Here is a 21,563-nt window from a genome sequence, read left to right on the forward strand (position 1 = left end):
CCCTGTCACCGCTGAGGTGACAGGGGCTTTTTCATGCCCGGCGGTTAAGCACGGTCGCGAATCAACAGCGGCTTGAGGTAATGCCCGGTGTGAGACTGCTTCATCTCGGCCACTTCCTCCGGCGTACCGGTGGCGATGATCTGCCCACCTTTGGAGCCGCCCTCTGGTCCGAGATCCACCAGCCAGTCGGCAGTCTTGATCACGTCCAGGTTGTGTTCGATCACCACCACCGTGTTGCCATGGTCGCGCAGGCGGTGCAGCACGTCGAGCAATTGCTGGATATCCGCGAAGTGCAGGCCGGTGGTCGGCTCATCGAGGATGTACAGGGTCTTGCCGGTGTCGCGCTTGGACAACTCGCGTGACAGCTTGACCCGCTGCGCTTCGCCGCCGGACAGCGTGGTGGCTGACTGGCCGAGTTTGATGTACGACAGACCCACGTCCATCAATGTCTGCAGCTTGCGCGCCAGCGCGGGTACCGCATCGAAGAACTCCCGGGCTTCCTCGATGGTCATTTCGAGGGTTTCGTGGATGCTCTTGCCCTTGTATTTGATTTCAAGGGTCTCGCGGTTGTAGCGCTTGCTCTTGCACACGTCACACGGCACATAGATGTCCGGCAGGAAGTGCATTTCGACTTTGATCAGGCCGTCACCCTGACATGCCTCGCAGCGCCCGCCCTTGACGTTGAACGAGAAACGCCCCGGGCCGTAACCACGGGAGCGCGACTCGGGTACGCCGGCAAACAGTTCGCGGATAGGAGTGAACAGCCCGGTGTAAGTTGCCGGATTGGAGCGCGGCGTGCGGCCGATCGGGCTCTGGTCGATGTCGACGACTTTATCGAGATGCTCAAGGCCTTTGATGCTGTCGTGTGCAGCCGCTTCAAGCGTGGTCGCACCATTGAGGGCGGTAGCGCTCAAAGGGAACAGCGTGTTGTTGATCAGCGTCGATTTGCCCGAGCCGGACACACCGGTCACGCAGGTCAGAAGGCCGATCGGAATTTCCAGATCGACATTGCGCAGGTTGTTGCCGCGTGCGCCCTTGAGCGACAGGGTCAGCTTTTTATTGCGCGGTGTGCGTTTGGCCGGCACCTCTATCTTCACGCGGCCCGACAGGTATTTGCCGGTCAGGGAATCCGGGTGTGCCATGACTTCGGCAGGGGTGCCCTCGGCAACGATCTGCCCGCCATGCACGCCAGCCCCCGGCCCGATATCCACCACATAATCAGCCAGACGAATCGCATCTTCGTCGTGCTCGACCACGATCACGGTGTTGCCGATATCGCGCAGGTGCTTGAGGGTGCCGAGCAGCCGGTCGTTATCGCGCTGGTGCAGGCCGATAGACGGTTCGTCAAGGATGTACAGAACTCCGACCAGGCCTGCGCCGATTTGACTGGCCAGACGAATCCGCTGCGCCTCGCCACCGGACAGAGTGTCAGCGCTGCGATCCAGGGACAGATAGTCGAGGCCGACGTTGACCAGGAACTGCAGGCGCTCGCGGATTTCCTTGAGGATCTTGTCGGCGATCTCGCCGCGACGGCCGGTCATCTTCAGCTCGCCGAAGTACTCGCAGGCATCACCGATAGGCAGGTTGGTCACCGCCGGCAGGGTTTTCTCGCCCACCCAAACGTGTCGCGCTTCACGGCGCAACCGGGTGCCACGGCAGTCCGGGCAAGCCTGGGTGCTGAGGAATTTGGCCAGTTCTTCACGCACGCTGGCCGATTCGGTTTCGCGGTAGCGGCGCTCAAGGTTTGGCACGATGCCTTCGAACGGGTGCGAGCGTTTGACGATATCGCCACGGTCGTTCAGGTACTTGAAGTCAACGTTCTGCGAGCCGCTGCCATGCAGAATGTACTTCTGCTGATCGGCCGGCAGTTCGTTGAACGGCTTCTCCAGGCTGAAGCCGTAATGCGCGGCCAGTGAGCCGAGCATCTGGAAGTAATAGACGTTGCGCCTGTCCCAGCCACGAATCGCGCCTTCGGCCAGGGTCAGTTCGCCGTTGACCAGGCGCTTGATATCGAAGAACTGCTTCACGCCCAGGCCATCGCAAGTCGGGCAGGCGCCGGCCGGGTTGTTGAAGGAGAACAGCTTCGGTTCCAGCTCGCTGATGGCGTGGCCGCAGATCGGGCAGGCGAAGCGCGCAGAGAAGATCATCTCTTCGCCCGGCTCATCGTCCATCGGTGCGACCAGGGCAATGCCATCCGCCAGTTTCAGTGCGGTCTCGAACGACTCGGCCAGGCGTTGCTGCAGGTCGGCGCGGACCTTGAAACGGTCGACGATGACATCGATCGAGTGCTTCTTCTGCTTGTCCAGTTTCGGCAGCTCGTCGAGCTCACAGATGCGGCCGTTGACCCGTGCACGGACGAAGCCTTGGGCGCGCAGTTCTTCGAACACCGACAAGTGCTCGCCCTTGCGCTCGCGGATCACCGGCGCCAGCAGCATCAGTTTGCTGCCCTCCGGCTGAGCCAGCACCAGGTCGACCATCTGGCTGACGGTCTGCGCCTCCAGTGGAATGTCGTGATCCGGGCAGCGTGGCGTACCGACGCGTGCGTAAAGCAGGCGCAGGTAGTCGTAGATTTCGGTGATGGTGCCAACCGTGGAGCGCGGGTTGTGCGAGGTTGACTTCTGTTCGATGGAAATCGCCGGCGACAAACCTTCGATGGTGTCGACGTCGGGTTTTTCCATCATCGACAGAAACTGTCGGGCGTAGGCCGACAGGGATTCGACATAGCGGCGCTGACCTTCGGCGTACAGCGTGTCGAAGGCCAGGGACGACTTGCCGGATCCGGACAGGCCGGTGATGACGATCAGTTTGTCCCGTGGCAGGGTCAGGTCGATGTTCTTCAGGTTGTGGGTACGGGCCCCACGTATCAGGATCTTGTCCAAAGTGGCCTCGCTTGGCGGGCGTCGAAAACGTAGGAGTATACGGCCAAATACTGGATGGATGCACACTATCAAACGAAGGGTTTTTACCTTACATGAAGAGAGTTTCATCTATACGCGTCATAGCGTCGCGATATACCCCGTCTTTCGATGGGACTGGTAGAATCGCCGCCGGTTCACACGAGGTTTTTCCATGCACGATCCCCACAGCGAACGCATGAGTGGCAGCGAGACCCGCGCGGCGAGCGGTCTGGCCCTGGTGTTCGCCTTCCGTATGCTTGGCATGTTCATGGTGTTGCCGGTATTGGCGACCTACGGCATGGATCTGGCGGGAGCGACTCCGGCCCTGATCGGCCTGGCCATCGGCGCCTACGGCCTGACCCAGGCGATTTTTCAGATTCCGTTCGGGATCATTTCCGACCGCATCGGCCGTCGTCCGGTGATCTATATCGGTCTGATCGTGTTCGCCCTCGGCAGTGTGCTGGCCTCTCAGGCCGATTCGATCTGGGGCGTGATCGCCGGCCGTATCCTGCAAGGCGCCGGGGCGATTTCCGCTGCGGTCATGGCATTGCTTTCCGACCTGACCCGCGAACAGCATCGCACCAAGGCCATGGCCATGATCGGCATGACCATCGGCCTGTCGTTCGCCGTGGCGATGGTCGTCGGTCCGCTGTTGACCCGTGCATTCGGTCTGTCCGGACTGTTTCTCGCCACAGGCGGCATGGCACTGGTCGGCATCCTGATCATCATGTTCATGGTGCCGAAATCAACCGGGCCATTGCAGCATCGTGAGTCCGGCGTGGCGCGTCAGGCCTTGATGCCGACGCTCAAGCACCCGGACCTGTTGCGTCTGGATCTGGGCATCTTTGTGTTACATGCCATGTTGATGTCGAGCTTCGTTGCCTTGCCGCTGGCATTGGTGGAAAAAGCCGGGTTGCCCAAAGAGCAGCACTGGTGGGTCTACCTGACCGCGCTACTGATTTCTTTCTTCGCCATGATCCCGTTCATCATCTACGGCGAGAAGAAACGCAAAATGAAACGAATTTTGCTCGGCGCCGTCCTGACGCTGATGCTCACTGAGCTATTCTTCTGGCAGTTCGGTGACAGCTTGCGGGCGCTGGTGATCGGCACGGTGGTGTTCTTCACCGCGTTCAATCTGCTGGAAGCTTCGTTGCCGTCGCTGATCAGCAAGGTTTCACCGGCAGGCGGGAAGGGCACGGCGATGGGCGTGTATTCCACCAGCCAGTTCCTCGGTTCGGCACTCGGCGGGATACTCGGCGGCTGGTTGTTTCAGCATGGCGGTCTGTCGGTTGTGTTCCTCGGATGTGCCGGTCTGGCTGCCATCTGGCTGGCCTTTGCTGTTACCATGCGCGAACCTCCCTACGTGACGAGCCTGCGCTTGCCGTTGTCGCCCGAGGCGATCCGCGAAGCGGGTCTGGTCGAGCGCCTCAAGGCCCTCGTAGGGGTAACAGATGCAGTGATAGTTGCTGATGAAGCGGCTGTTTACATCAAACTGGACAAAGAATTAGTGGATCGCGACACCCTCGAACGCCTGGTGAACAACCCGGCCGAGGCTGCTTGCGAAGCCTAGGAGAACGTTATGGCCCGTGGGGTTAACAAAGTCATATTGGTCGGCACTTGCGGCCAGGATCCCGAAGTTCGCTACCTGCCTAACGGTAACGCCGTGACCAACCTGAGTCTGGCAACCAGCGAACAGTGGACCGACAAGCAAACCGGTCAGAAGGTCGAGAAGACCGAATGGCACCGTGTTTCGATGTTCGGCAAGGTTGCCGAAATCGCCGGCGAATACCTGCGTAAAGGTTCGCAGGTCTACATCGAAGGCAAGCTGCAGACCCGCGAGTGGGAAAAAGACGGTATCAAGCGTTACACCACCGAAATCGTGGTCGACATGCAAGGCACCATGCAACTGCTCGGTGGCCGTCCACAACAGGGCGACCAACAAGGCGGTGGCAACAACTACCAGCAGCAGGCACCGCGTCAGCAGGCTCCACGCCCGCAGCAGTCGGCTCCTCAGCAGCGTTCGGCCCCGGCTCCACAGCAGGCTGCGCCGCAACCAGCTCCGGATTTCGACAGTTTTGATGATGACATTCCGTTCTGATTCGATGCTGCATCCGCGCTGAATAAAAAAGGCCCGTCGTTCAAAACGACGGGCCTTTTTCATTGCGCAAGGTCCGTGATTACCACCGATCTCCTGTGGGAGCGGGCTTGCTCGCGAAGGCGTCGGGTCAGTCGCCGCACTGGTTGAATGGCAATCCCCTTTCGCGAGCAAGGCCGCTCCCACAGGAGCCGATGTGTTCCTCAATCGAGGATCAGGTGCGGCAGAAACCGACTCGAATCCTTGGTGATCAGACTGTTGTCTTCGCGCACGCCAATCCCCGCCGCCTGATCGCCGATCACCCATGAGCCGATCAGCGTGTAGCTGTCGTCGAATTTCGGCAATGGCGCAAATTCCTGCAGGATGAACGGCGCATCGGTGTAAGGGCCGTCCTCTTTGACGATCAGGCCTTGCGCCGTTTGCAGTTCGATGTTGGCGCCTTCGCGGGAGAAGTACGGTTTGCGTACCCAGCCCCTAGGCACGGCGTTGGCCGGGTTCGGATCAAGATGCGCCGCGAGCAGATTTGGATGGCCCTTGTGCCGCTCCCACAGTAGCGGCAGTGCGCCTTTGTTCGACAGGATCGACTTCCACGCCGGTTCAAAAAACTGTGTATCGCACTCGGCAATCGCCGCGCCGAACGGTTCGTGGAAGATGAACTCCCAGGCGTGCAGCTTGAACAGGTGGGGAATCCAGCGATCCTCGAGGTCGACGAAACGACCATCGGCGGTCAGACCGATGTCTTCAATGTCGATGTGCCGGGATTCGATGCCGACTTTTTCCGCGATCAGCCGCAGGTAGTCGGTGGTGCCCTTGTCCTCGACCGAGTCTTTCATCGAGGCAAAGTAGAACGGCCGCTTGAGCTGCAATTCGGCGAACGCCTGATGCAGCTTGCTATCGATGCTGTTGAACTGGTCGGCATGGCGCGGCAGCATTCCGCGCTCGATGCATTGTTCCAGCCAGCCCCACTGAAACGCGGAGGCTTCATAAAGGCTGGTCGGCGTGTCGTAGTTGAGTTCCAGCAGCTTGGCAGGGCCGTTGCCGCTGTAGGAAAAGTCCATGCGTCCGTACAGATGCGGATGACCTTCCAGCCAGGACGTGCGAATCATGTCGTAGTACGAGGCCGGGATGCTCAGGCGATCCAGCAATTCTTCGCTGTGCACCACGCGGTCGACCAGGTCCATGCACATCTCGTGCAGTTCGGTGGTAGGGTCCTCCAGATCGTTTTCGATCTGCGCGAGCGTGAACTGGTAGTAGGCGCTTTCGTCCCAGTACGGCTCGTCGTCGATGGTGTGGAACAGAAAGCCGAGGCCTTCGGCAGTCTGTTTCCAGTCGGGGCGCTCGGCGCAGTGGATCTTCTTCATGGTCAGCTGCTCGAACGTCCGGAACTGCTGCCCCAGCCACCCCAACCGCTGCGGGCGGAGGACTGGCTGCCGAAGCCGCCACGGGAGGTCGACGAGGCGACGTTCACCGGTTTGCTTTTGCTGCTCTCGTAGTCCGGTTGACTGCGCGGTGCCGATTCGATTTTGCGGTACTGCGTCGAGGTATTGTAGGTCTGACGCGTGTCGCGATCGCGGTAAACGGTGCGGTTGGCGTTGTTGCTCATCGCATTGCCGATCAGCCAGCCTGTGAGCCAGCCGTTGCCGCCACCGGATGAGTGGGAAGTGCTTTGCGCGTTCTGCGCGGCGGCCGCTTCACCGGCAGGCATCTGCGCGTTGGCGATCGCATTCAGATCCTGCGGCGCCTCGCCGTTCTGCGGCACTTTGAAACCGCCGAGCTTGGGCACGAAGCGGCCGTCGGAGTTTTTCTGGCACCAGTCGGCGGCGAAGTCCGCGTCGCACTTGGCCTTGTCGTCGTAGGCCGGCGCAATGCGTCGGTGCTCGGTCAATGCCGCGACATAGGCGTTGGAGCAGACATCGGCGGCCACTTCGGCGCCAACGCACTGCTCGACCGTTTGAAATCGTTGCTGATCCTGCGCGGCAACCTCGCCGGAAATCGCCAGCGCCACCGAAGCGGCGAGGGACAGTTGAACGTACTTGCTGCGTTTCATCGAAGGCTTCCTGCCGATCAGTTGGACGGGGTCATGCACGCGGCGTTGAGCATGCCGACGCTGATGGCCACTGCGGCCACATAGATACCCGAGGCGATTTCACCGTTGGCAATGCGTCTGGATGTGCCCTTGAGCACCAGGCCGGTGGCGAGGAACGCCAGCAGTTGCACGACGGCAGCGATTACCGCCCACAGCACGAAGTCGAGGACATTGACCGAAAACGCGATGACATTGCTGGCTGGAATCGCAAAACCGATGATCGCGCCGGACAGGGCGATGGCGGCGGCGATGTTGCCGGAGCGGATCAGCTCGAACTCTTTGTGTGGCGTGATACGGGTGTAGACGAACTGAAACAGCATGAACAGCAGCACGGCGCCGATCAGGTAGACGACGAAGCCGACCAGCGCGGTCTTGTTCAGGGAAACGGCCAGCACTTCCAGCATGGAAAACTTCCTTTTTAAATGGTGCTCAGATCAGTCGTGTACAGCGAAATGCCCAGCGAGGTGCTCAGGCTGACGGTGCCTTCTTCGTCCTGTTCGACGGAGAACAGCAGCAATTCGCGGCGATCGGTCAGGCCGGTCTCGCGCGCGTAAAGCATGGAGTGGTGTTCGATGGTGTAGCTTTCGTCCGGGTTGACCACGTGTTCAGTCAGCGGCACCAGTTCGGTCTGGCCCAGCTCGGTGCCCCACTCGCGACTGTACTGAACGCCTTCGTGGGTGTAGGTCGGCAGGCCGATCGGGCTGTCGGGGCCGGCGAGGCGCTGCAGCTCGGCGTCACTGTTGACGGTCACGTAGCTGAGATAGTTGAACAGGGTGACCGACTCGATCTGGTCGTCACCGGTGACGTGGATCTGCAGCCAGAAGTCCTCGTTGTTGAGGTAGTAGCGATGCAGCTTGTTGGATTGGCCGAGGTCGATCCAGCCGGCGCTCCAGATCGCCTCAGCTGCCGGAACCTGCACCGAGGTGCTGCCATCGAGCAGCAAGGCCAGGGTCGAATCGAACCGCACGCCTTTGCCTTGTGCCATTCCGAGTGGGCCGCCGGCTACTGGAGCGGGCGCGGCAGTCTGCCAGTTGCTGGTGCCCAGCAAGTCTTTGAACCATCCCATGGGTACATTCCTTGAGGCGGGTGGAGGTGTTCGTCATAAAAAGCGCCGCTAGTGTACCGGGCCGGGCGGTAAACAAGCAGGAGCAATTGCATAGCGCACACCATGTAGGAGTGAGCCTGCTCGCGATGGCGGCGGTGCAGACAACACGGAGGTTGAATGTTCCGGCCTCATCGCGAGCAGGCTCACTCCTACAAGGGTTTTGCGTTGCTGCTTACTGAGCGGATTTTTGTTTCAGGCGCTCAAGAATCGCATTGGCGCTGCCTTCGTTCGGCGTGATGCCGGCGTCGCGCAGTTTGCGTTCCAGGTCGTTGCCGGTCGAAGCGTCGGCCAGCTCATCGGCGGCGCTCAGCTCGGCGGCGCGTTGTTGCTGCTTGGCTTGCAGACGGTTCAGGGTACCGACGGCCGTTTCCAGTTTGCCGTTGGCGCCGCCGCTGGCGATGGACGCGCTGACTTGCGCCTTCTGCACGCTGTCACGGGCCTTGGCCATGTCCACCTGCTGGCGCAGGCTCTTGATCCGCGACTCGGCCTTGCTGATGTCTTTGCGCATGTTTTCGGCGTAGGTGCCGAACTCATCGCTCTGGGCCTTTTCAGCGGTCAGGTCGTTGGTCAGGGTCGAAATCGCTTCCGCCACTTCCATTGCCAGGTCTTCACGGCCGGCGTTCAGTGCGGAAACAGCCTTGGCTTCCAGGTCCTTGATCTTGGCGTCGTACTCGCTCACGCGGTCAGCGGCCAGTTTGTGCTTGGCCATGATGGTGACCAGTTCGCGACGGGCGTTGGACAGCGCGGTGTCGGCGTCGCGGATTTCCTGATCGAGGATGCGCAGGGCCTGTTGGTCGACGATCGCTTCGCCGACTTCATTGGCTCCGCCGCGCAGTGCGGTGAACAACTTGCTCCAGATGGACTGAGTCATTGGATATTCCCTGTTGATTACTTGAAGAAGTGTTCGAAGGCTTCACTCGCGCGCTGCACGTTGTCGACCAGGGTTTTCACCTCGGTGACGACGTTGGTCAGGCTCGAGTCGGCGCTGAGGGCGCCAAACATGTTGTAGACGGTCTGCCCGTTCGGCATCGACTCGATACCGATCGACGACAGCGGGAACATTTCCCGGCTGCGCAGCACGGCGTCGTTGAAGGCGCGCACGTCAGTGATCGAGTCGATGTCCACCAGCACGGTGTCGACGATGATCTGTGCACCGGCCACGGCGATGTGAATCGGCAGACCGCCGAATTCGTTCATTTCCAGCTTGATGCTGGGTTCGGAGCTCTGGATCAGAGACAGTGTGATCTCGTGCGAAGCCACCTCGTCCAGTGCCTTGAGGGCGTTGAAGAGGCTATCGATGTTCCAGTTGTTGCCTGCGCTCATGTAATTCTCCGACATGAATGAGCCAGCCAGAATCGGTTGGCGTAGCTGTTGCTCCATTAGCTTGAGCAAGCTTCGGTTTTCCGGAAGCACCCAAGTTTCGTGTTTCACATAACCGGCGGCAGCCAGGCCCGCGCGCATCTGCTTCATATAGAAGCTCGACGGCTTTTTCGCGGACGGTTTCGAGCGCTCTCCCTTTGGGCTCTCTGACGCAACAGTGGGGGAGCGACTTTTCATGGCAATGACTCCGTTATGAACATCTCACGCGTGAGCCACACTACAACCAATTCAAAGTGCCATCAATGGCTCACGCGTGAGATTTTCATGACAGGCGAAAAAACGCCCGCGATGGGGCGGGCGCATGTTTTGCCAAGTGTGTCGTGATGGATCAGCGCCCTAGAAACTCCTCGGCCGAGACCACGCTGGCATAGGCGAAACCCAGCGCCGACATGAACGCGGCGTGAACCTGGGCTGCCGGTACGGTGACGCCGTTGAACTCGAGATCGCGGCTGGCGCAGGCGTCGTGAATCACCGTGACGCCGTAGCCCAGATCCGCTGCGGCGCGGGTGATGCCGTCGATGCACATGTGGCTCATGCTGCCGACGATCACCAGGTCCTTGATGCCTTGTTCGTCGAGGATCGATTGCAACTCGGTCTCACGGAACGAATTGACGAAATGCTTGAGCACCACCGCCTCGTCCGGGCGATTGAGTACTTTGGAGTGCAATTTTGCGCCGTCCGAGCCCGGGGTGAAAAACGGTGCATCCGCCGAGGTGAATTCGTGGCGAATGTGCACCACCGGATCGCCTGCCTCGCGGAACGCGGCAAGCAGCCGCGTGGCGTTGTCGGCGGCGGCTTCAGCCCCCACCAGCGGCCACTTGCCTTGAGGGAAGTAGTCGTTCTGGATATCGACTACGATGAGCGCTTGTCTGGTCATGGGTGTGTCCTCGATGCATGGGCTGGAAGTGGATTCAGTATTGGCGCTGGCCGGCGTTTCGAGGATTGGCCGTACCGACAATAAGCAGGGGAAAACTGACATGGGCGTTGAAAGAGCCGCCACGGTGGAACTGGGCGTACTGATTTACCCGGGCGCGCAGCTGGCAGCGGTGCATGGTCTGACCGATCTGTTTGCGGTCGCCAACCGGATAGCTGCCGAGCATCAGGCGGCGCAGTTGCCCGTGCTGCGCGTGAGCCACTGGCAAGCCGACGCCGAGCTGGCGCCGCAGCGGATCCACGATAGTCATCCGGGCAGCGACTGTGGTTTACAGGCGGTGCTGATTCCACCGTCCCTCGGCGGCTTTTCTGCGGCCAGCGTTTCAGCAGCGCTGCTGCAATGGCTGCGGGATCAGCATGCCCGTGGCGCAACCCTCGGCGGTGTCTGTGTGGGGTCATTGCTGCTGGCCGAAAGCGGTTTGCTCGATGGTCGCAGCGCCACCACGCATTGGACCTCGACCAAGGCGTTTGCCGAGCGTTATCCGAACATCCGGCTCAAGGCGGATACGCCGATTGTCGATGACGGCGACCTGATCACCACGGCTGGGCTGATGGCTTGGTCGGAGCTGGGTTTGCGTCTGGTCGATCGCCTGCTCGGGCCGAGCATCGCCAGCGGTACCGCGCGGTTTCTGGTGATGGAACACAGCGACAGCGCCAGTGCCTGCGGCAGCAATTTTGCGCCGATCCTGGGTCATGGCGATGCGCCGATTATCAAGGTTCAGCATTGGCTGCAAAGCACCGGCGCGACCGACGTTTCGCTGACTTCGATGGCCGAGCGGGCGGGGCTGGAAGAACGCACGTTTCTGCGTCGCTTCCGTGCTGCGACCGGGTTGAAACCGACCGAATACTGCCAACATCTGCGGGTCGGCAAGGCGCGAGAGTTGCTGGAATACACCAACGGCACCATCGACCACATTGCCTGGACAGTGGGCTATCAGGACCCGGGAGCGTTTCGCGCGATCTTCAAGAAAATCACCGGGCTGGCGCCGAGTGATTATCGGGCGCGGTTTGGTGTCACGGGATAGTCCCGACACTACATACCCTGTGGGAGCGGGCTTGCTCGCGATGAGGCAGGGGCCGTCAACATTGATGTCGACTGATACACCGCCTTCGGGAGCAGGCCCCTCCCACATTGGATTGTTGTGCTGCGGAAATCGTGCAAATTACCGGGGGGAGACGCCCGGTCGTGCAGATTGAAACAGGCCTGATGCCAGCACGTTTTCGCCAAGTTTTTGATTAGTCGAATATTTCGCTAGCGCCACCGTTGGCCTGATCTCTGCACCGTTCATCACTACATCCACCGAACCGCTGCAAGGGGGACGCATGACCCCGACACCGAGCAGGAAAATGGTCGTCGCGTACTCGGTGCGCGCTGGCGCGCCGCAACATGAGGTGCAGACCAACAAGGCGCTGGCCCGCTGGCTGGCGCACATTCTCGGGCTCAATTTTGGGGGCAGCTACGACCCGGAAAAACACCGCGGTCGTGACCTTTACTGGCTGCCGACGCAAACCCTTGTCGGTGCCAGACAGGCACAGGCCTTGGGCATCAAAAGCGCGGACGACTTGTGGGGTGGATTCGTCGAACACGATTTCATCTGCACCAAAGCCATCAGCCATGGCTTGCGCAGCCATCTGGCCTACGCGCCTCAAGGCTGGGCGCCGCTGTTCTCCGAACGCGTACGTGACGTGGTGCTCGATGGCCTGACCGTGTTCGCCCTGGAAGACGCGCGGCCTGCTGCCGAGCATTTGCTGTACAGCGGGCCGATCCGTCTGAAGCCGATTCACGCCTGTGCCGGTCGCGGCCAGGAAGTTATCAACAGCCTCGACGCGTTCGATGAAGTGCTCGCCCGTACGGAGGCTGCCCGGTTGTTTCGCGACGGTGTAGTGCTGGAGCAGGACTTGAGCAAGGTCTTCACCCACAGCGTCGGCCAGTCATTCATCGGCGGCAAGGTGTTGAGCTACTGCGGTGATCAATACTTGACCAAGGACGCTCACGGCGAAGACGTCTACGGCGGCTCGAATCTGCTGGTGGTGCAGGGCGGTTACGCAGAGCTGCTGGCGCTGGAGTTGCCGGACGAAGTCCGTCTGGCCATCGAGCAGGCGCAGATTTTCGACCGGGCGGCAGATGAGGCCTATCCGGATTTCTACGCCTCACGGCGCAACTACGACATTGCCCAGGGCCTGGACAGCAGTGGCAAACCCCGCAGCGGTGTGCTCGAGCAATCCTGGCGCATGGGCGGTGCCAGCAGCGCGGAACTCGCGGCGCTGCAAAGCTTCGTCAACGATCCGCAGATGCCGGCGATCCGTGTGTCGACGGTGGAAACCTACAGCGATCGAACCTTGCCGGCAGACGCCATCGAAATCTATCGCGGGCCGGCCGAGAACAGCGACTTTCTCCTCAAATACGTAACGGTCAAACCCTATGACGGCTAGAAGCGAAAGCATTCAAATCGACATTGATGATGAACAGATGAGCGGGACGTTTCTCAGTCCCAAATCGAAAGTGCCTGGCGTGTTGTTTGTGCACGGTTGGGGCGGTAGCCAGGAGCGCGACCTTGAGCGCGCCAAGGGCATCGCCGGTCTTGGCTGCGTATGCCTGACCTTCGACCTGCGTGGGCACACCGGTGGTACTGGCATCCCGCTGACCCGGGTGACCCGAGAAGACAACCTGCGCGACCTGCTTGCCGCTTACGATCGCTTGCTGGCGCACCCGGCGCTCGACACCTCGGCGATTGCGGTGGTCGGCACCAGTTATGGCGGTTATCTCGCCTCGATCCTCACTTCATTGCGCCCGGTGCGCTGGCTGGCGCTGCGGGTGCCGGCGCTGTATCGCGACGAGCAATGGCACACGCCCAAGCGTGATCTGGACAAGGCGGATTTGCGTGATTATCGGGCGACGTTGGTGCGTGCCGACAGTAACCGTGCGCTGCATGCCTGCTCGCAATTCACCGGGGATGTGTTGCTGGTGGAATCGGAAACCGATGATTACGTGCCCCACACGGCGATCATGAGCTATCGCGCGGCGTGTCAGCAGACGCATTCGTTGACGCACCGGATCATTGACGGCGCTGACCATGCCTTGAGCGAGCCGGTTTCGCAGCAGGCCTACACCTCGATTCTGGTGGACTGGATTACCGAGATGGTGGTCGGTGAGCGGTTGAGCATTATTCAGTCCTCATGATCGGCGGTGTCCTCTGGGGCGCCTTCGCGAGCAAGCCCGCTCCCACAGGTTGGAATGCGTTCCCCTGTAGGAGTGGGCCTGCTCGCGATAGCTTTTTCAGCCTCGACAACGCAATCAGGAAGGCTTCTTCTCGATCCGCAACGCCTTCGCCTTGGCCTCCACCAACAGATACATCACCACCGTGATCAACAGCGGCAACAGAAAATAGATCGCCCGATACGCCAGCAGCCCCGCCACCAGGCTCCCGCGTGAAGCCTCGTGTTGCAGCAGCGCGACGAACACCGCTTCCAGCACCCCGAGCCCCGCCGGAATGTGCGTGATGACCCCGGCAATTGCACTGATCAGCAATACTCCGAGCACCAGCGGGTAATCCAGTTTGCCCGGCAGCAAGGTGAAAATCACCGCCGCCATCAGCGACCAGTTCAGCGCACCGAGCAGTAATTGCAGGACAGCCATGCGCAGCGACGGCAGGTTGATTTCTACCCCGCGAATCGACCACTCGCGGCGCTTCGAGAACTGGCACGCGGCGAGGTAGCCGGCACTCGACAGCAACAACAGCACACCGATGCCCTGCAGCGCGTCGCTGCTGACTTTCCAGCCCGGCGGCATGCTCACCAGGCCACTGCTGAACACCGCGCCGGCAATCGTCATGTAGCCGAACCAGTTGGTCGCCAGGCTCAGGCCGAGGATTTTGGCGATGTTGCCTTTGCTCACACCCAGGCGCGAATACAGCCGATAACGCATGGCGATGCCGCCGACCCACGCGCTGAGATTGAGATTGAAGGCATAGCTGATGATGCCTACCGGGAGGATCTGCTTCCAGGTCAGGTCCTGGCGGATGTAGGTGCGCCCGATCAGGTCGAAACTGGCGTACACCAGAAAGCTCAGCAAGGTCAGGCTGGCGGCGATGAGCAGCGTGCGCACCTTGAATTCGGTCAGGGTTTGCAGCACTTCTGCCCATTCGATGCGCGTGGCGAACAGCGTCAGCAACACGATCAGCGCAAGGAAGAACAGCAAGGTCAGTGGACGTTTCCAGCGATGCCATCGCGAGTGCGTGGCCGGCACCGATTGCGCGTGGGAATGGCTCATGAGGCGTCACCTCGAAACGGCTTGAGCCGAGGTTTATGCGCCGGCAACCAACCAGCCATTGCCGGGAAATGGCGCAGGAAGTGGAACACCAGAAATCCCACAGTCATGTGCCAGATCCGCCCGCGTGGCGACTTGCTCGGGTCCATGGCCTTGCAGTGGTTCTGGCTCAGGTCTTCGAGGCGCTGGAACAAATGCTGATTGAACGCGCGATCGCGGATCAGCACGTTGGCTTCCAGGTTCAGTGACAGGCTCAACGGATCGAGATTGCTCGAACCGACTGTGCTCCATTCCTCATCCACCAGCGCGACTTTGCCGTGCAGCGGCCGCTGGCAATATTCGTGGATCTGCACGCCGGCCTTGAGCAGGTAGTCGTAAGTCATGCGCGCCGCCAGTTTCGCCACCAGCATGTCCGGCTGGCCTTGCAGGATCAGCCGGACATCGACGCCACGGCGCGCGGCATTGCGAATCTCGCGCAGCAGGCGATATCCGGGAAAGAAGTAGGCATTGGCGATCACCACCCGGCGCTGGGCCCGGCGCAGCACCTGCAAGTACACGTCTTCGATATCGGTGTGGTGCTGATCGTTGTCGCGAAACACCAGACGCACTTGGCCGTCGTGGTCGCTGAAAGCCATTTCCGCGCGACGCTGGCGCCGACGCTGCCACCAGAACCGTGCGCGTCCCGGCCGACCGCTTTGCAGCAGGGCAAAGTGATGGATGTCAGCGACCGCCGGCCCCTGAACCTGCACGGCGTAATCCTGTTTCGCCTCGGGGCCGAAGTCGGCCAGGTGATCGCCGGAAAAATTGATCCCGCCAATGAACGCGACCAACCCGTCGACCACCACGATCTTGCGGTGCAAACGGCGAAACCAGTTGGTGCGAAAACCCAGGTGTTTGGGCGCCGGATCAAACATCTGCAGGTGCACGCCCGCGTCGCTCAACGCCGCGAGATAACCGGTGGTCAACTCGCCACAGCCGAAGCCGTCGAGGCTGACGGTGGTGCGCACGCCGCGCCGGGCGGCGTCGATCAGGACCTGCTGCAATTGCGCGCCGACCTTGTCTTCGAAGACGATGAAGGTCTCCAGCAGGATTTCACTCTTCGCCGCTCGCAGGGCGTCGAACACCCGGGGGAAATATTCCTCGCCGTTTTCCAGCAACTCGACACGGTTGTTGCCCTGCCAGCTGTACTCGACGTCGACATGGCCGGGCTCGCGTACTGGCGGGTTGATGCTGATCGGTTCCACGGTGGATTTCTCCAGCGGCGCACTGCTCATAATTCGATCTCCACCGACAGCGGGGCGTGGTCGGACAGATGGGACCAGGGGCGGTTCGCCAGGACTTTCGGCTGGCGGGTCTTGAGGTTACGCACGTAGATGCGGTCCAGGCGCAGGGTTGGCAGCCGCGCTGGAAAGCTGCGCGCCGGTTTGCCGTGATGCTCGGCGAACACCTCGCGCAGACCGCAGGGTTTGAGCAACGCATCGGCGCGCTGGCGCCAGTCGTTGAAGTCACCGGCAACGATCACCGGCGCATCAGCCGGCAGCTCCGCCAGATGCTGACCGAGTAGCTTCAGTTGCGCATGGCGATGGCTTTCGCGCAGGCCCAGATGCACACAGATTGCATGCACCTCAACGCCATCGCCAGGCAGGCGCAGTACGCAATGCAGCAGGCCACGATTCTCATGGCCATTGATCGAGACGTCGAGGTTGTCGTGGCGGATGATCTGGAACTTCGACAGCAGCGCATTGCCGTGATCGCCCTCCGGGTATACCGCGTTGCGCCCGTAGGCGAATTGCGGCCAGAGGCTGTCGGCGAGGAACTCGTACTGCGGCATCGTCGGCCAGTTGCTGTAGCGCTTGGGATGGTGTTCGTGGGTGCCGTGGACTTCCTGCAGAAACACCACGTCGGCGGCCACACTGCGCACCGCTTCGCGCAATTCGGGGAGGATGAACCGTCGATTGAGCGCGGTAAAACCCTTGTGCGTGTTGACCGTCAGCACGGTGAAACTGCGCACTGATGGCGCGACGATCGAGCCTTCATCGGTGAAGCCCACCGGCTCTGGAACACTCATGCCAGCACCCCTTCGTCAGCGGGCTCGCCAGGGGTGGTCGCGAGGTGTTTGTCGAGGGCGAAACGCTGTAGAAGATTGCGTGCGTCGTAAGGGGCGCGGACTTTGATGTCGTTGTCGAAATAGCAAAACACTTCACGGGATTTGCGCGCCCGTGGTTTGAGGCGCGGCGCGATCAGGTGCGCATCACCGGGCTGTCGACCGTGATGCCAGGCGTCGATGCGTTCAGCCCAGCGCTTCAGTGCGGAGTCGGTGTAGCCACTGGCGTAAAGCGCTTCGGCGCCGTGCAGGCGCAGGTAGACGAAGTCACTGGTGAGGTCTTCGCGGTACGGCCATTTGCCGGCGGTGTCGGCGATCACCAGAGCGGTGTTGTAGCGTTTCAACAAACGAATGAAGTCGGGATCGATGAAGGTGTCGTTGCGCACTTCCACAGCATGGCGCAGCGGTTTTTTGCGCCAGGCTTTGAGGCTGGCATGGCCGTGCAGGTGGGCGTCGTGCTGACGGGCGAGGGCGGCTGCGGCCTCAGTGTCGTGGGGCAGCAATGACAGGAAGTGTTCGAAACGCTCGGGATCGAATTTGAAGTTTGGCGGAAACTGCCAGAGGATCGGCCCGAGCTTTTCCTTGAGCTCCAGCACCCCCGAGGCGAAGAAATTCGCCAGCGGCTTTTCGATCTCGCGCAAGCGGCGGATGTGCGTGATGAAACGCGGCGCCTTGACGCTGAACACGAAGTCGTCGGGCGTTTCGCTGTACCACTGGGCGTAGCGTTCGGGCCGTTGCAGGGCGTAGAACGATCCATTGATTTCGATGCTGTTGACCGCCCGTGAAGCGAATTGCAATTCACGCTTCTGGGTCAGTCCCTTGGGGTAGAAATCCCCGCGCCACGGGGCATAGCGCCAGCCGGAAATACCGATGTGAATCGTTGCCATGTCGCCCTCCCGTTGTCAGTCCTCGTACAGCCTGTGTCTGTTGATGACTGTGGGCGGTTCGGGAAAGTTTCGGTGGCGTTACGGACGGTACGCATTCTGCAAAAAGCACGGATCGCAATGTGGGAGGGGGCTTGCTCCCGGAAGCGGTGGTTCAGTCGTCATCGATGCTGACTGACCCTCCGCCTTCGGGAGCAAGCCCCCTCCCACAAGGTTACTCAGTGACCCGTGAATACTCGGCCTTGAGCCGGTTCGGCATAGGTCGGGCCGAGGCGATCAAGGCGTCCGCTCCACGCTGTCAGCGCCAACGCCACCAACACCACCAGACCACCGATCCACGCCGTGTGAATCAGGCCAAGGTGCTCGACGATCAGTCCGCCGCCCCACGCACCGCCGGCGATCCCGAGGTTGAACGCAGCAATGTTCAGCCCCGATGCCACGTCCACCGCCTGCGGTGTGTGATGCTCGGCCTGACGCACCACATACACCTGCAGGCCCGGTACGTTGCCGAACGCCACCGCGCCCCACACCAGCACCGTGGCCAGCGCCAGCCATGGATTGCCAGCGGTGAAGGTCAGCACCAACAGCACCGCCGCCAGCAGGGAGAAAATGATTTTCAGGGCGCTGATCGGCCCGCGTTTGTCGGCCAGTTTGCCGCCCCAGATGTTGCCGACCGCCACCGATACGCCGTACACCAGCAGCACCAGGCTGACGGTGCCGGCGCTGAAGCCGGAGAGGTCCTGCAGGATCGGCGCGAGGAAGGTGAAGGCGATGAACGAGCCGCCGTAACCGATGGCGGTCATGGCGTACACCAGCAGCAGGCGCGGTTGTTTCAACACTTGCAGTTGCTGCAGCAACGATGCCGGTTTGCTGTGGGCGATGTTGTTCGGCACATACAACAGGCTGCCGATGAAGGCGATCACACCCAGTGCGGAGACGGCGAGGAAGGTTTCCCGCCAGCCGAAATGCTGACCAATGAACGTGCCCAGCGGCACGCCGGTGACCAGGGCCACGGTGAGGCCGGTGAACATGATCGCAATCGCACTGGCGGCTTTTTCCTTGGGCACCAGGCTGGTGGCGATGGTCGAGCCGATGGAGAAGAACACCCCATGCGCCAGGCCGGTGACGATCCGCGCCAGCACCAGCGATTCATAACTCGGCGCCAGCCACGCCAGCAGGTTGCCGAGGGTGAACAGCACCATCAGCGACAGCAGCAACAGTTTGCGCGGGACTTTGCCGGTGAGGGCGGTCAGCACCGGCGCGCCGATGGCAACGCCCAGCGCATAGAGACTGACCAACAATCCGGCGGACGGCAGGCTGACGCCCAGATCGGCGCCGATGGTAGGTAGCAAGCCAACGATGACGAACTCGGTCGTCCCGATGGCGAATGCGCTGAGGGTCAGCGCGAGCAAGGCAATGGGCATGACAGCACTCCGGTAGAGGTTTGAATGGAGCGCAGTGTCGGGGTTTGGGTTGTGCGGAAAAATACGGGGGTGAGCATTTGATATTTGCCTTGGGCGCAAAGATCAAAAGCGCTCCCCCTCACCCCATACCTCGCGAAACGTCGGACCGCTGCCAATGGGGTAAGGGGGCTCTTGAACTTGCCGTGCAATTACTGATCAGTTCCTTACAGGTTCAGCCAACGGAGAACGGAGTTTTGATCAAGTTCAGGATCGCCATTGTGCTGGGAGCACTGCTGTTTCTCGGCGCCAGTGAACTGGAAGCCGCGGCATTGCCCGGCGTGCCGGCCACCGCCACCAAGGCCGCCGAGCCCGAGCCGATAGTGCAGGGTGGTCTGCTCGGCGCGATCAGTTCGAGCATCGACGACGTGCAGGACAAACTCGACCTCAACGAGCACCTGGTCGACGCCTGGCGCCTGCGTGCCGACCGCGCGGCGGACGAAGTCGACAAGTTGGTCAACCAGCCATCGGATCGCTCGGGCTGGAGCGTCGCCGGGGATTTCCTGATGTTGTCCGGGGTGTGGCTTGGCGCCTTTGCGCTGCTCACGGTACTGGGCAGCCTGCTGGCCAAACGTCTGTGCGAAGGTCGTTGGCTGCGCACCCGCCAGCGCAGTCAGGACCTGCTCGGCTATCTGCTGCCGTACACACTGCCGGCGCTGGTCTGCCTGCCGCTGACGCTGTACGTCAGCCACTTTCTGCAAGCCTCGGTTGGGCGGGCGCTGGCGCTGTGTCTGGCGTATGCCACCAGCAGCGGTATTTTTTCCACCTCGATGTTGCTGTGTGTGGTGGTGCTGTTCAACGTCGGCCACAAACGGCCCGCCGCGCGGATCATCCGCGACTACTGCCCGAAACCACTGTTCCTGATCGGCTTCCTCGCCGCCCTCAGTGACGCGTTGACCAGCCCGCAGATCGCCCGCCAGCTGGGCGGCAACATCACCAGCAGCATCGCTGTGTTCACCGGATTGATCGCTTCAATCATTTTCGGTCTGCTGGTGATTCGTCTGCGCCGGCCGGTGGCGCACCTGATCCGCAACCGGCCGCTGGCGCAGCGCCTGAAACAACCTTCGTTGCAGGAGTCACTGCGAATTTTTTCCGGGCTCTGGTACTGGCCGATCGTGCTGATGGTGCTGGTCTCGGCGGTCAATCTGATCGGCATCGGCGAGGACAACCAGAAAGCCCTGCGCTGTGCGTTGTTCACCACGGTGCTGCTGATCGGCACGGTGTTCCTCAGCACCATTCTTCAGCACCTGTTCAAGTCGCGAAAGGCCGAAGCGATCCAGCGCAGCAGTGCTTACAAGGAGCGGTTTCTCAGGCTGTTGCACGCTTTGTTGCGGATCGTCATCGCCGTTGCCTTTATCGATATTCTCGGGCGTATCTGGGGCGTCTCTCTGCTCGATTTCGCCCAGAGCAGCACCGTCGGCCGCGCGATCAGCAACGCGTTGAGCAGCATCGGCCTGATCTTCCTCGTCACTTGGTTGTTATGGGTGGTGCTCGACACGGCGATTCAGGAAGCGCTGAAACCACCAGTCAGCAAACGCTCGTCGCGCCAGCCCAGCACCCGGGTCAAAACCATCCTGCCGCTGCTGCGCAACGCGATCAAAATCATCCTGGTGGTGATCTGCGCGATCACCACCATGGCCAATCTGGGGATCAACGTCGCGCCGCTGCTGGCCGGTGCCGGGGTGGTCGGCCTGGCGATCGGTTTCGGTTCGCAGCAACTGGTACAGGACGTGATCACCGGGCTGTTCATCATCATCGAAGACACGCTGTCGATCGGCGACTGGGTGGTGCTCGATTCCGGGCACGCCGGCACGGTCGAGGGCCTGACCATTCGGACCCTGCGCCTGCGCGACGGCAAGGGTTTCGTGCACTCGGTGCCGTTTGGCCAGATCAAGGCGGTCACCAACCAGTCGCGGCAGTTTGCCTATGCGTTTTTCTCGGTGCAGTTCACCTACGACACTGATGTCGACAAGGCCATCGAACTGATTCGCGAGACCGGCGATTCGATCCGCGAAGACCCGTTCCTCAAGCACAACCTGCAAGGGCCGCTGGATGTGTTTGGCGTGGACAAGATGGATTTGAACGGGGTGGTGCTGACCGCGCAGTTCCGTACCGTGTCGGGCGGGCAGTATGCGGTGAGTCGGGCGTTCAACCAGCGTTTGAAAAAGCTTGTGGATAACAGTCCGGTGGTGCATTTCGCGCAGACTTATCCACAGCAGGTTTTGTTGCCCGGTCGTCAGGGTGAGGGGGAGCTGATGGCGAGCAAGATGCCGCAGGAATCGCGGACCTAGCGCAAATTTCTGGAGTGGGATTGCTGGCCCTTTCGCGAGCAGGCTCGCTCCCACAGGGGGA

19 protein-coding genes are annotated in these 21,563 nt (G+C 61.2%); 6 read left to right on the forward strand and 13 right to left on the reverse strand.

Annotated elements, in window-relative coordinates:
• Positions 1-44: 44 nt before the first annotated feature.
• Positions 45-2,879 (reverse strand): excinuclease ABC subunit UvrA, encoded by a 2,835-nt coding sequence (uvrA, locus tag U862_RS0105830; protein ID WP_025109505.1) that lies wholly within the window; start codon positions 2,877-2,879, stop codon positions 45-47.
• A 190-nt stretch (positions 2,880-3,069) separates the two neighbouring features.
• On the opposite strand from uvrA, the gene U862_RS0105835 reads away from it, so the two are divergent.
• Positions 3,070-4,467 (forward strand): MFS transporter, encoded by a 1,398-nt coding sequence (locus tag U862_RS0105835; protein ID WP_025109506.1) that lies wholly within the window; start codon positions 3,070-3,072, stop codon positions 4,465-4,467.
• 9 nt (positions 4,468-4,476) lie between these two features.
• Positions 4,477-4,995 (forward strand): single-stranded DNA-binding protein, encoded by a 519-nt coding sequence (locus U862_RS0105840; protein WP_003228709.1) that lies wholly within the window; start codon positions 4,477-4,479, stop codon positions 4,993-4,995.
• A 200-nt stretch (positions 4,996-5,195) separates the two neighbouring features.
• Here U862_RS0105840 and U862_RS0105845 read toward each other — a convergent pair whose 3' ends face one another.
• The 7 genes from U862_RS0105845 to U862_RS0105875 form a co-directional block, all read right to left on the reverse strand.
• Positions 5,196-6,353: a glutathionylspermidine synthase family protein gene (locus U862_RS0105845; protein WP_025109507.1), complete on the reverse strand. Its 1,158-nt coding sequence runs from the start codon at positions 6,351-6,353 to the stop codon at positions 5,196-5,198.
• 2 nt (positions 6,354-6,355) lie between these two features.
• Positions 6,356-7,039, reverse strand: a complete 684-nt coding sequence (locus U862_RS0105850; protein WP_025109508.1) for a DUF1190 domain-containing protein — start codon at positions 7,037-7,039, stop codon at positions 6,356-6,358.
• A 17-nt stretch (positions 7,040-7,056) separates the two neighbouring features.
• Positions 7,057-7,482, reverse strand: coding sequence for a DUF350 domain-containing protein (locus U862_RS0105855; protein WP_025109509.1), 426 nt, complete (start codon positions 7,480-7,482; stop codon positions 7,057-7,059).
• A gap of 14 nt (positions 7,483-7,496) precedes the next feature.
• Positions 7,497-8,144: a DUF2491 family protein gene (locus U862_RS0105860; protein WP_025109510.1), complete on the reverse strand. Its 648-nt coding sequence runs from the start codon at positions 8,142-8,144 to the stop codon at positions 7,497-7,499.
• Between the two features lie 211 nt (positions 8,145-8,355).
• Positions 8,356-9,054: a PspA/IM30 family protein gene (locus U862_RS0105865; protein WP_025109511.1), complete on the reverse strand. Its 699-nt coding sequence runs from the start codon at positions 9,052-9,054 to the stop codon at positions 8,356-8,358.
• Between the two features lie 17 nt (positions 9,055-9,071).
• A complete protein-coding gene (locus tag U862_RS0105870) occupies positions 9,072-9,740 on the reverse strand; it encodes a YjfI family protein (RefSeq protein WP_025109512.1) in 669 nt (222 codons plus the stop codon).
• Positions 9,741-9,891: 151 nt separating this feature from the next.
• A complete protein-coding gene (locus U862_RS0105875; RefSeq protein WP_025109513.1) occupies positions 9,892-10,440 on the reverse strand; it encodes a cysteine hydrolase family protein in 549 nt (182 codons plus the stop codon).
• 100 nt (positions 10,441-10,540) lie between these two features.
• Between U862_RS0105875 and U862_RS0105880 the strand changes: the two genes are divergently transcribed.
• The 3 genes from U862_RS0105880 (at position 10,541) to U862_RS0105890 (ending at position 13,677) form a co-directional block, all read left to right on the forward strand.
• Positions 10,541-11,521, forward strand: a complete 981-nt coding sequence (locus tag U862_RS0105880) for a GlxA family transcriptional regulator (protein ID WP_025109514.1) — start codon at positions 10,541-10,543, stop codon at positions 11,519-11,521.
• Between the two features lie 298 nt (positions 11,522-11,819).
• Positions 11,820-12,929: a DUF3182 family protein gene (locus tag U862_RS0105885; RefSeq protein WP_025109515.1), complete on the forward strand. Its 1,110-nt coding sequence runs from the start codon at positions 11,820-11,822 to the stop codon at positions 12,927-12,929.
• Positions 12,919-13,677: a S9 family peptidase gene (locus U862_RS0105890; protein WP_025109516.1), complete on the forward strand. Its 759-nt coding sequence runs from the start codon at positions 12,919-12,921 to the stop codon at positions 13,675-13,677. Before U862_RS0105885 ends, U862_RS0105890 begins: the two co-directional genes overlap by 11 nt.
• Positions 13,678-13,791: 114 nt before the next feature.
• Here the strand turns inward: U862_RS0105890 and U862_RS0105895 are convergent, their stop codons facing one another.
• The 5 genes from U862_RS0105895 to U862_RS0105915 all read right to left on the reverse strand — a co-directional run bounded on the left by U862_RS0105895 (position 13,792) and on the right by U862_RS0105915 (position 19,175).
• Positions 13,792-14,766, reverse strand: a complete 975-nt coding sequence (locus U862_RS0105895) for a lysylphosphatidylglycerol synthase domain-containing protein (RefSeq protein WP_025109517.1) — start codon at positions 14,764-14,766, stop codon at positions 13,792-13,794.
• Complete coding sequence (clsB, locus tag U862_RS0105900) at positions 14,763-16,037, reverse strand: cardiolipin synthase ClsB (protein ID WP_025109518.1); 1,275 nt, start codon at positions 16,035-16,037, stop codon at positions 14,763-14,765. The genes U862_RS0105895 and clsB overlap by 4 nt, the downstream gene beginning before the upstream one ends.
• Entirely contained in the window at positions 16,034-16,831 is a 798-nt protein-coding gene (locus U862_RS0105905) for an endonuclease/exonuclease/phosphatase family protein (RefSeq protein ID WP_025109519.1), read from the reverse strand. The genes clsB and U862_RS0105905 overlap by 4 nt, the downstream gene beginning before the upstream one ends.
• Complete coding sequence (locus U862_RS0105910) at positions 16,828-17,754, reverse strand: DUF72 domain-containing protein (protein WP_025109520.1); 927 nt, start codon at positions 17,752-17,754, stop codon at positions 16,828-16,830. The genes U862_RS0105905 and U862_RS0105910 overlap by 4 nt, the downstream gene beginning before the upstream one ends.
• 215 nt (positions 17,755-17,969) lie before the next feature.
• Positions 17,970-19,175, reverse strand: coding sequence for an MFS transporter (locus U862_RS0105915; protein WP_025109521.1), 1,206 nt, complete (start codon positions 19,173-19,175; stop codon positions 17,970-17,972).
• Positions 19,176-19,408: 233 nt separating this feature from the next.
• On the opposite strand from U862_RS0105915, the gene U862_RS0105920 reads away from it, so the two are divergent.
• Positions 19,409-21,502, forward strand: a complete 2,094-nt coding sequence (locus U862_RS0105920; protein ID WP_025109522.1) for a mechanosensitive ion channel family protein — start codon at positions 19,409-19,411, stop codon at positions 21,500-21,502.
• Positions 21,503-21,563: the final 61 nt, after the last annotated feature.

Source organism: Pseudomonas sp. H1h, from assembly GCF_000633255.1.
Classification (GTDB): Bacteria; Pseudomonadota; Gammaproteobacteria; order Pseudomonadales; family Pseudomonadaceae; genus Aquipseudomonas.

What these genes read in the sequence shown, in the direction of transcription:
- U862_RS0105835 (WP_025109506.1), top strand. Translation starts at nt 3,070, where the DNA reads ATGCACGATCCCCACAGCGAACGCATGAGTGGCAGCGAGACCCGCGCG.
- U862_RS0105840 (WP_003228709.1), top strand. Translation starts at nt 4,477, where the DNA reads ATGGCCCGTGGGGTTAACAAAGTCATATTGGTCGGCACTTGCGGCCAG.
- U862_RS0105845 (WP_025109507.1), bottom strand. Translation starts at nt 6,353, where the DNA reads ATGAAGAAGATCCACTGCGCCGAGCGCCCCGACTGGAAACAGACTGCC.
- U862_RS0105850 (WP_025109508.1), bottom strand. Translation starts at nt 7,039, where the DNA reads ATGAAACGCAGCAAGTACGTTCAACTGTCCCTCGCCGCTTCGGTGGCG.
- U862_RS0105855 (WP_025109509.1), bottom strand. Translation starts at nt 7,482, where the DNA reads ATGCTGGAAGTGCTGGCCGTTTCCCTGAACAAGACCGCGCTGGTCGGC.
- U862_RS0105860 (WP_025109510.1), bottom strand. Translation starts at nt 8,144, where the DNA reads ATGGGATGGTTCAAAGACTTGCTGGGCACCAGCAACTGGCAGACTGCC.
- U862_RS0105865 (WP_025109511.1), bottom strand. Translation starts at nt 9,054, where the DNA reads ATGACTCAGTCCATCTGGAGCAAGTTGTTCACCGCACTGCGCGGCGGA.
- U862_RS0105870 (WP_025109512.1), bottom strand. Translation starts at nt 9,740, where the DNA reads ATGAAAAGTCGCTCCCCCACTGTTGCGTCAGAGAGCCCAAAGGGAGAG.
- U862_RS0105875 (WP_025109513.1), bottom strand. Translation starts at nt 10,440, where the DNA reads ATGACCAGACAAGCGCTCATCGTAGTCGATATCCAGAACGACTACTTC.
- U862_RS0105880 (WP_025109514.1), top strand. Translation starts at nt 10,541, where the DNA reads ATGGGCGTTGAAAGAGCCGCCACGGTGGAACTGGGCGTACTGATTTAC.
- U862_RS0105885 (WP_025109515.1), top strand. Translation starts at nt 11,820, where the DNA reads ATGACCCCGACACCGAGCAGGAAAATGGTCGTCGCGTACTCGGTGCGC.
- U862_RS0105890 (WP_025109516.1), top strand. Translation starts at nt 12,919, where the DNA reads ATGACGGCTAGAAGCGAAAGCATTCAAATCGACATTGATGATGAACAG.
- U862_RS0105895 (WP_025109517.1), bottom strand. Translation starts at nt 14,766, where the DNA reads ATGAGCCATTCCCACGCGCAATCGGTGCCGGCCACGCACTCGCGATGG.
- clsB (WP_025109518.1), bottom strand. Translation starts at nt 16,037, where the DNA reads ATGAGCAGTGCGCCGCTGGAGAAATCCACCGTGGAACCGATCAGCATC.
- U862_RS0105905 (WP_025109519.1), bottom strand. Translation starts at nt 16,831, where the DNA reads ATGAGTGTTCCAGAGCCGGTGGGCTTCACCGATGAAGGCTCGATCGTC.
- U862_RS0105910 (WP_025109520.1), bottom strand. Translation starts at nt 17,754, where the DNA reads ATGGCAACGATTCACATCGGTATTTCCGGCTGGCGCTATGCCCCGTGG.
- U862_RS0105915 (WP_025109521.1), bottom strand. Translation starts at nt 19,175, where the DNA reads ATGCCCATTGCCTTGCTCGCGCTGACCCTCAGCGCATTCGCCATCGGG.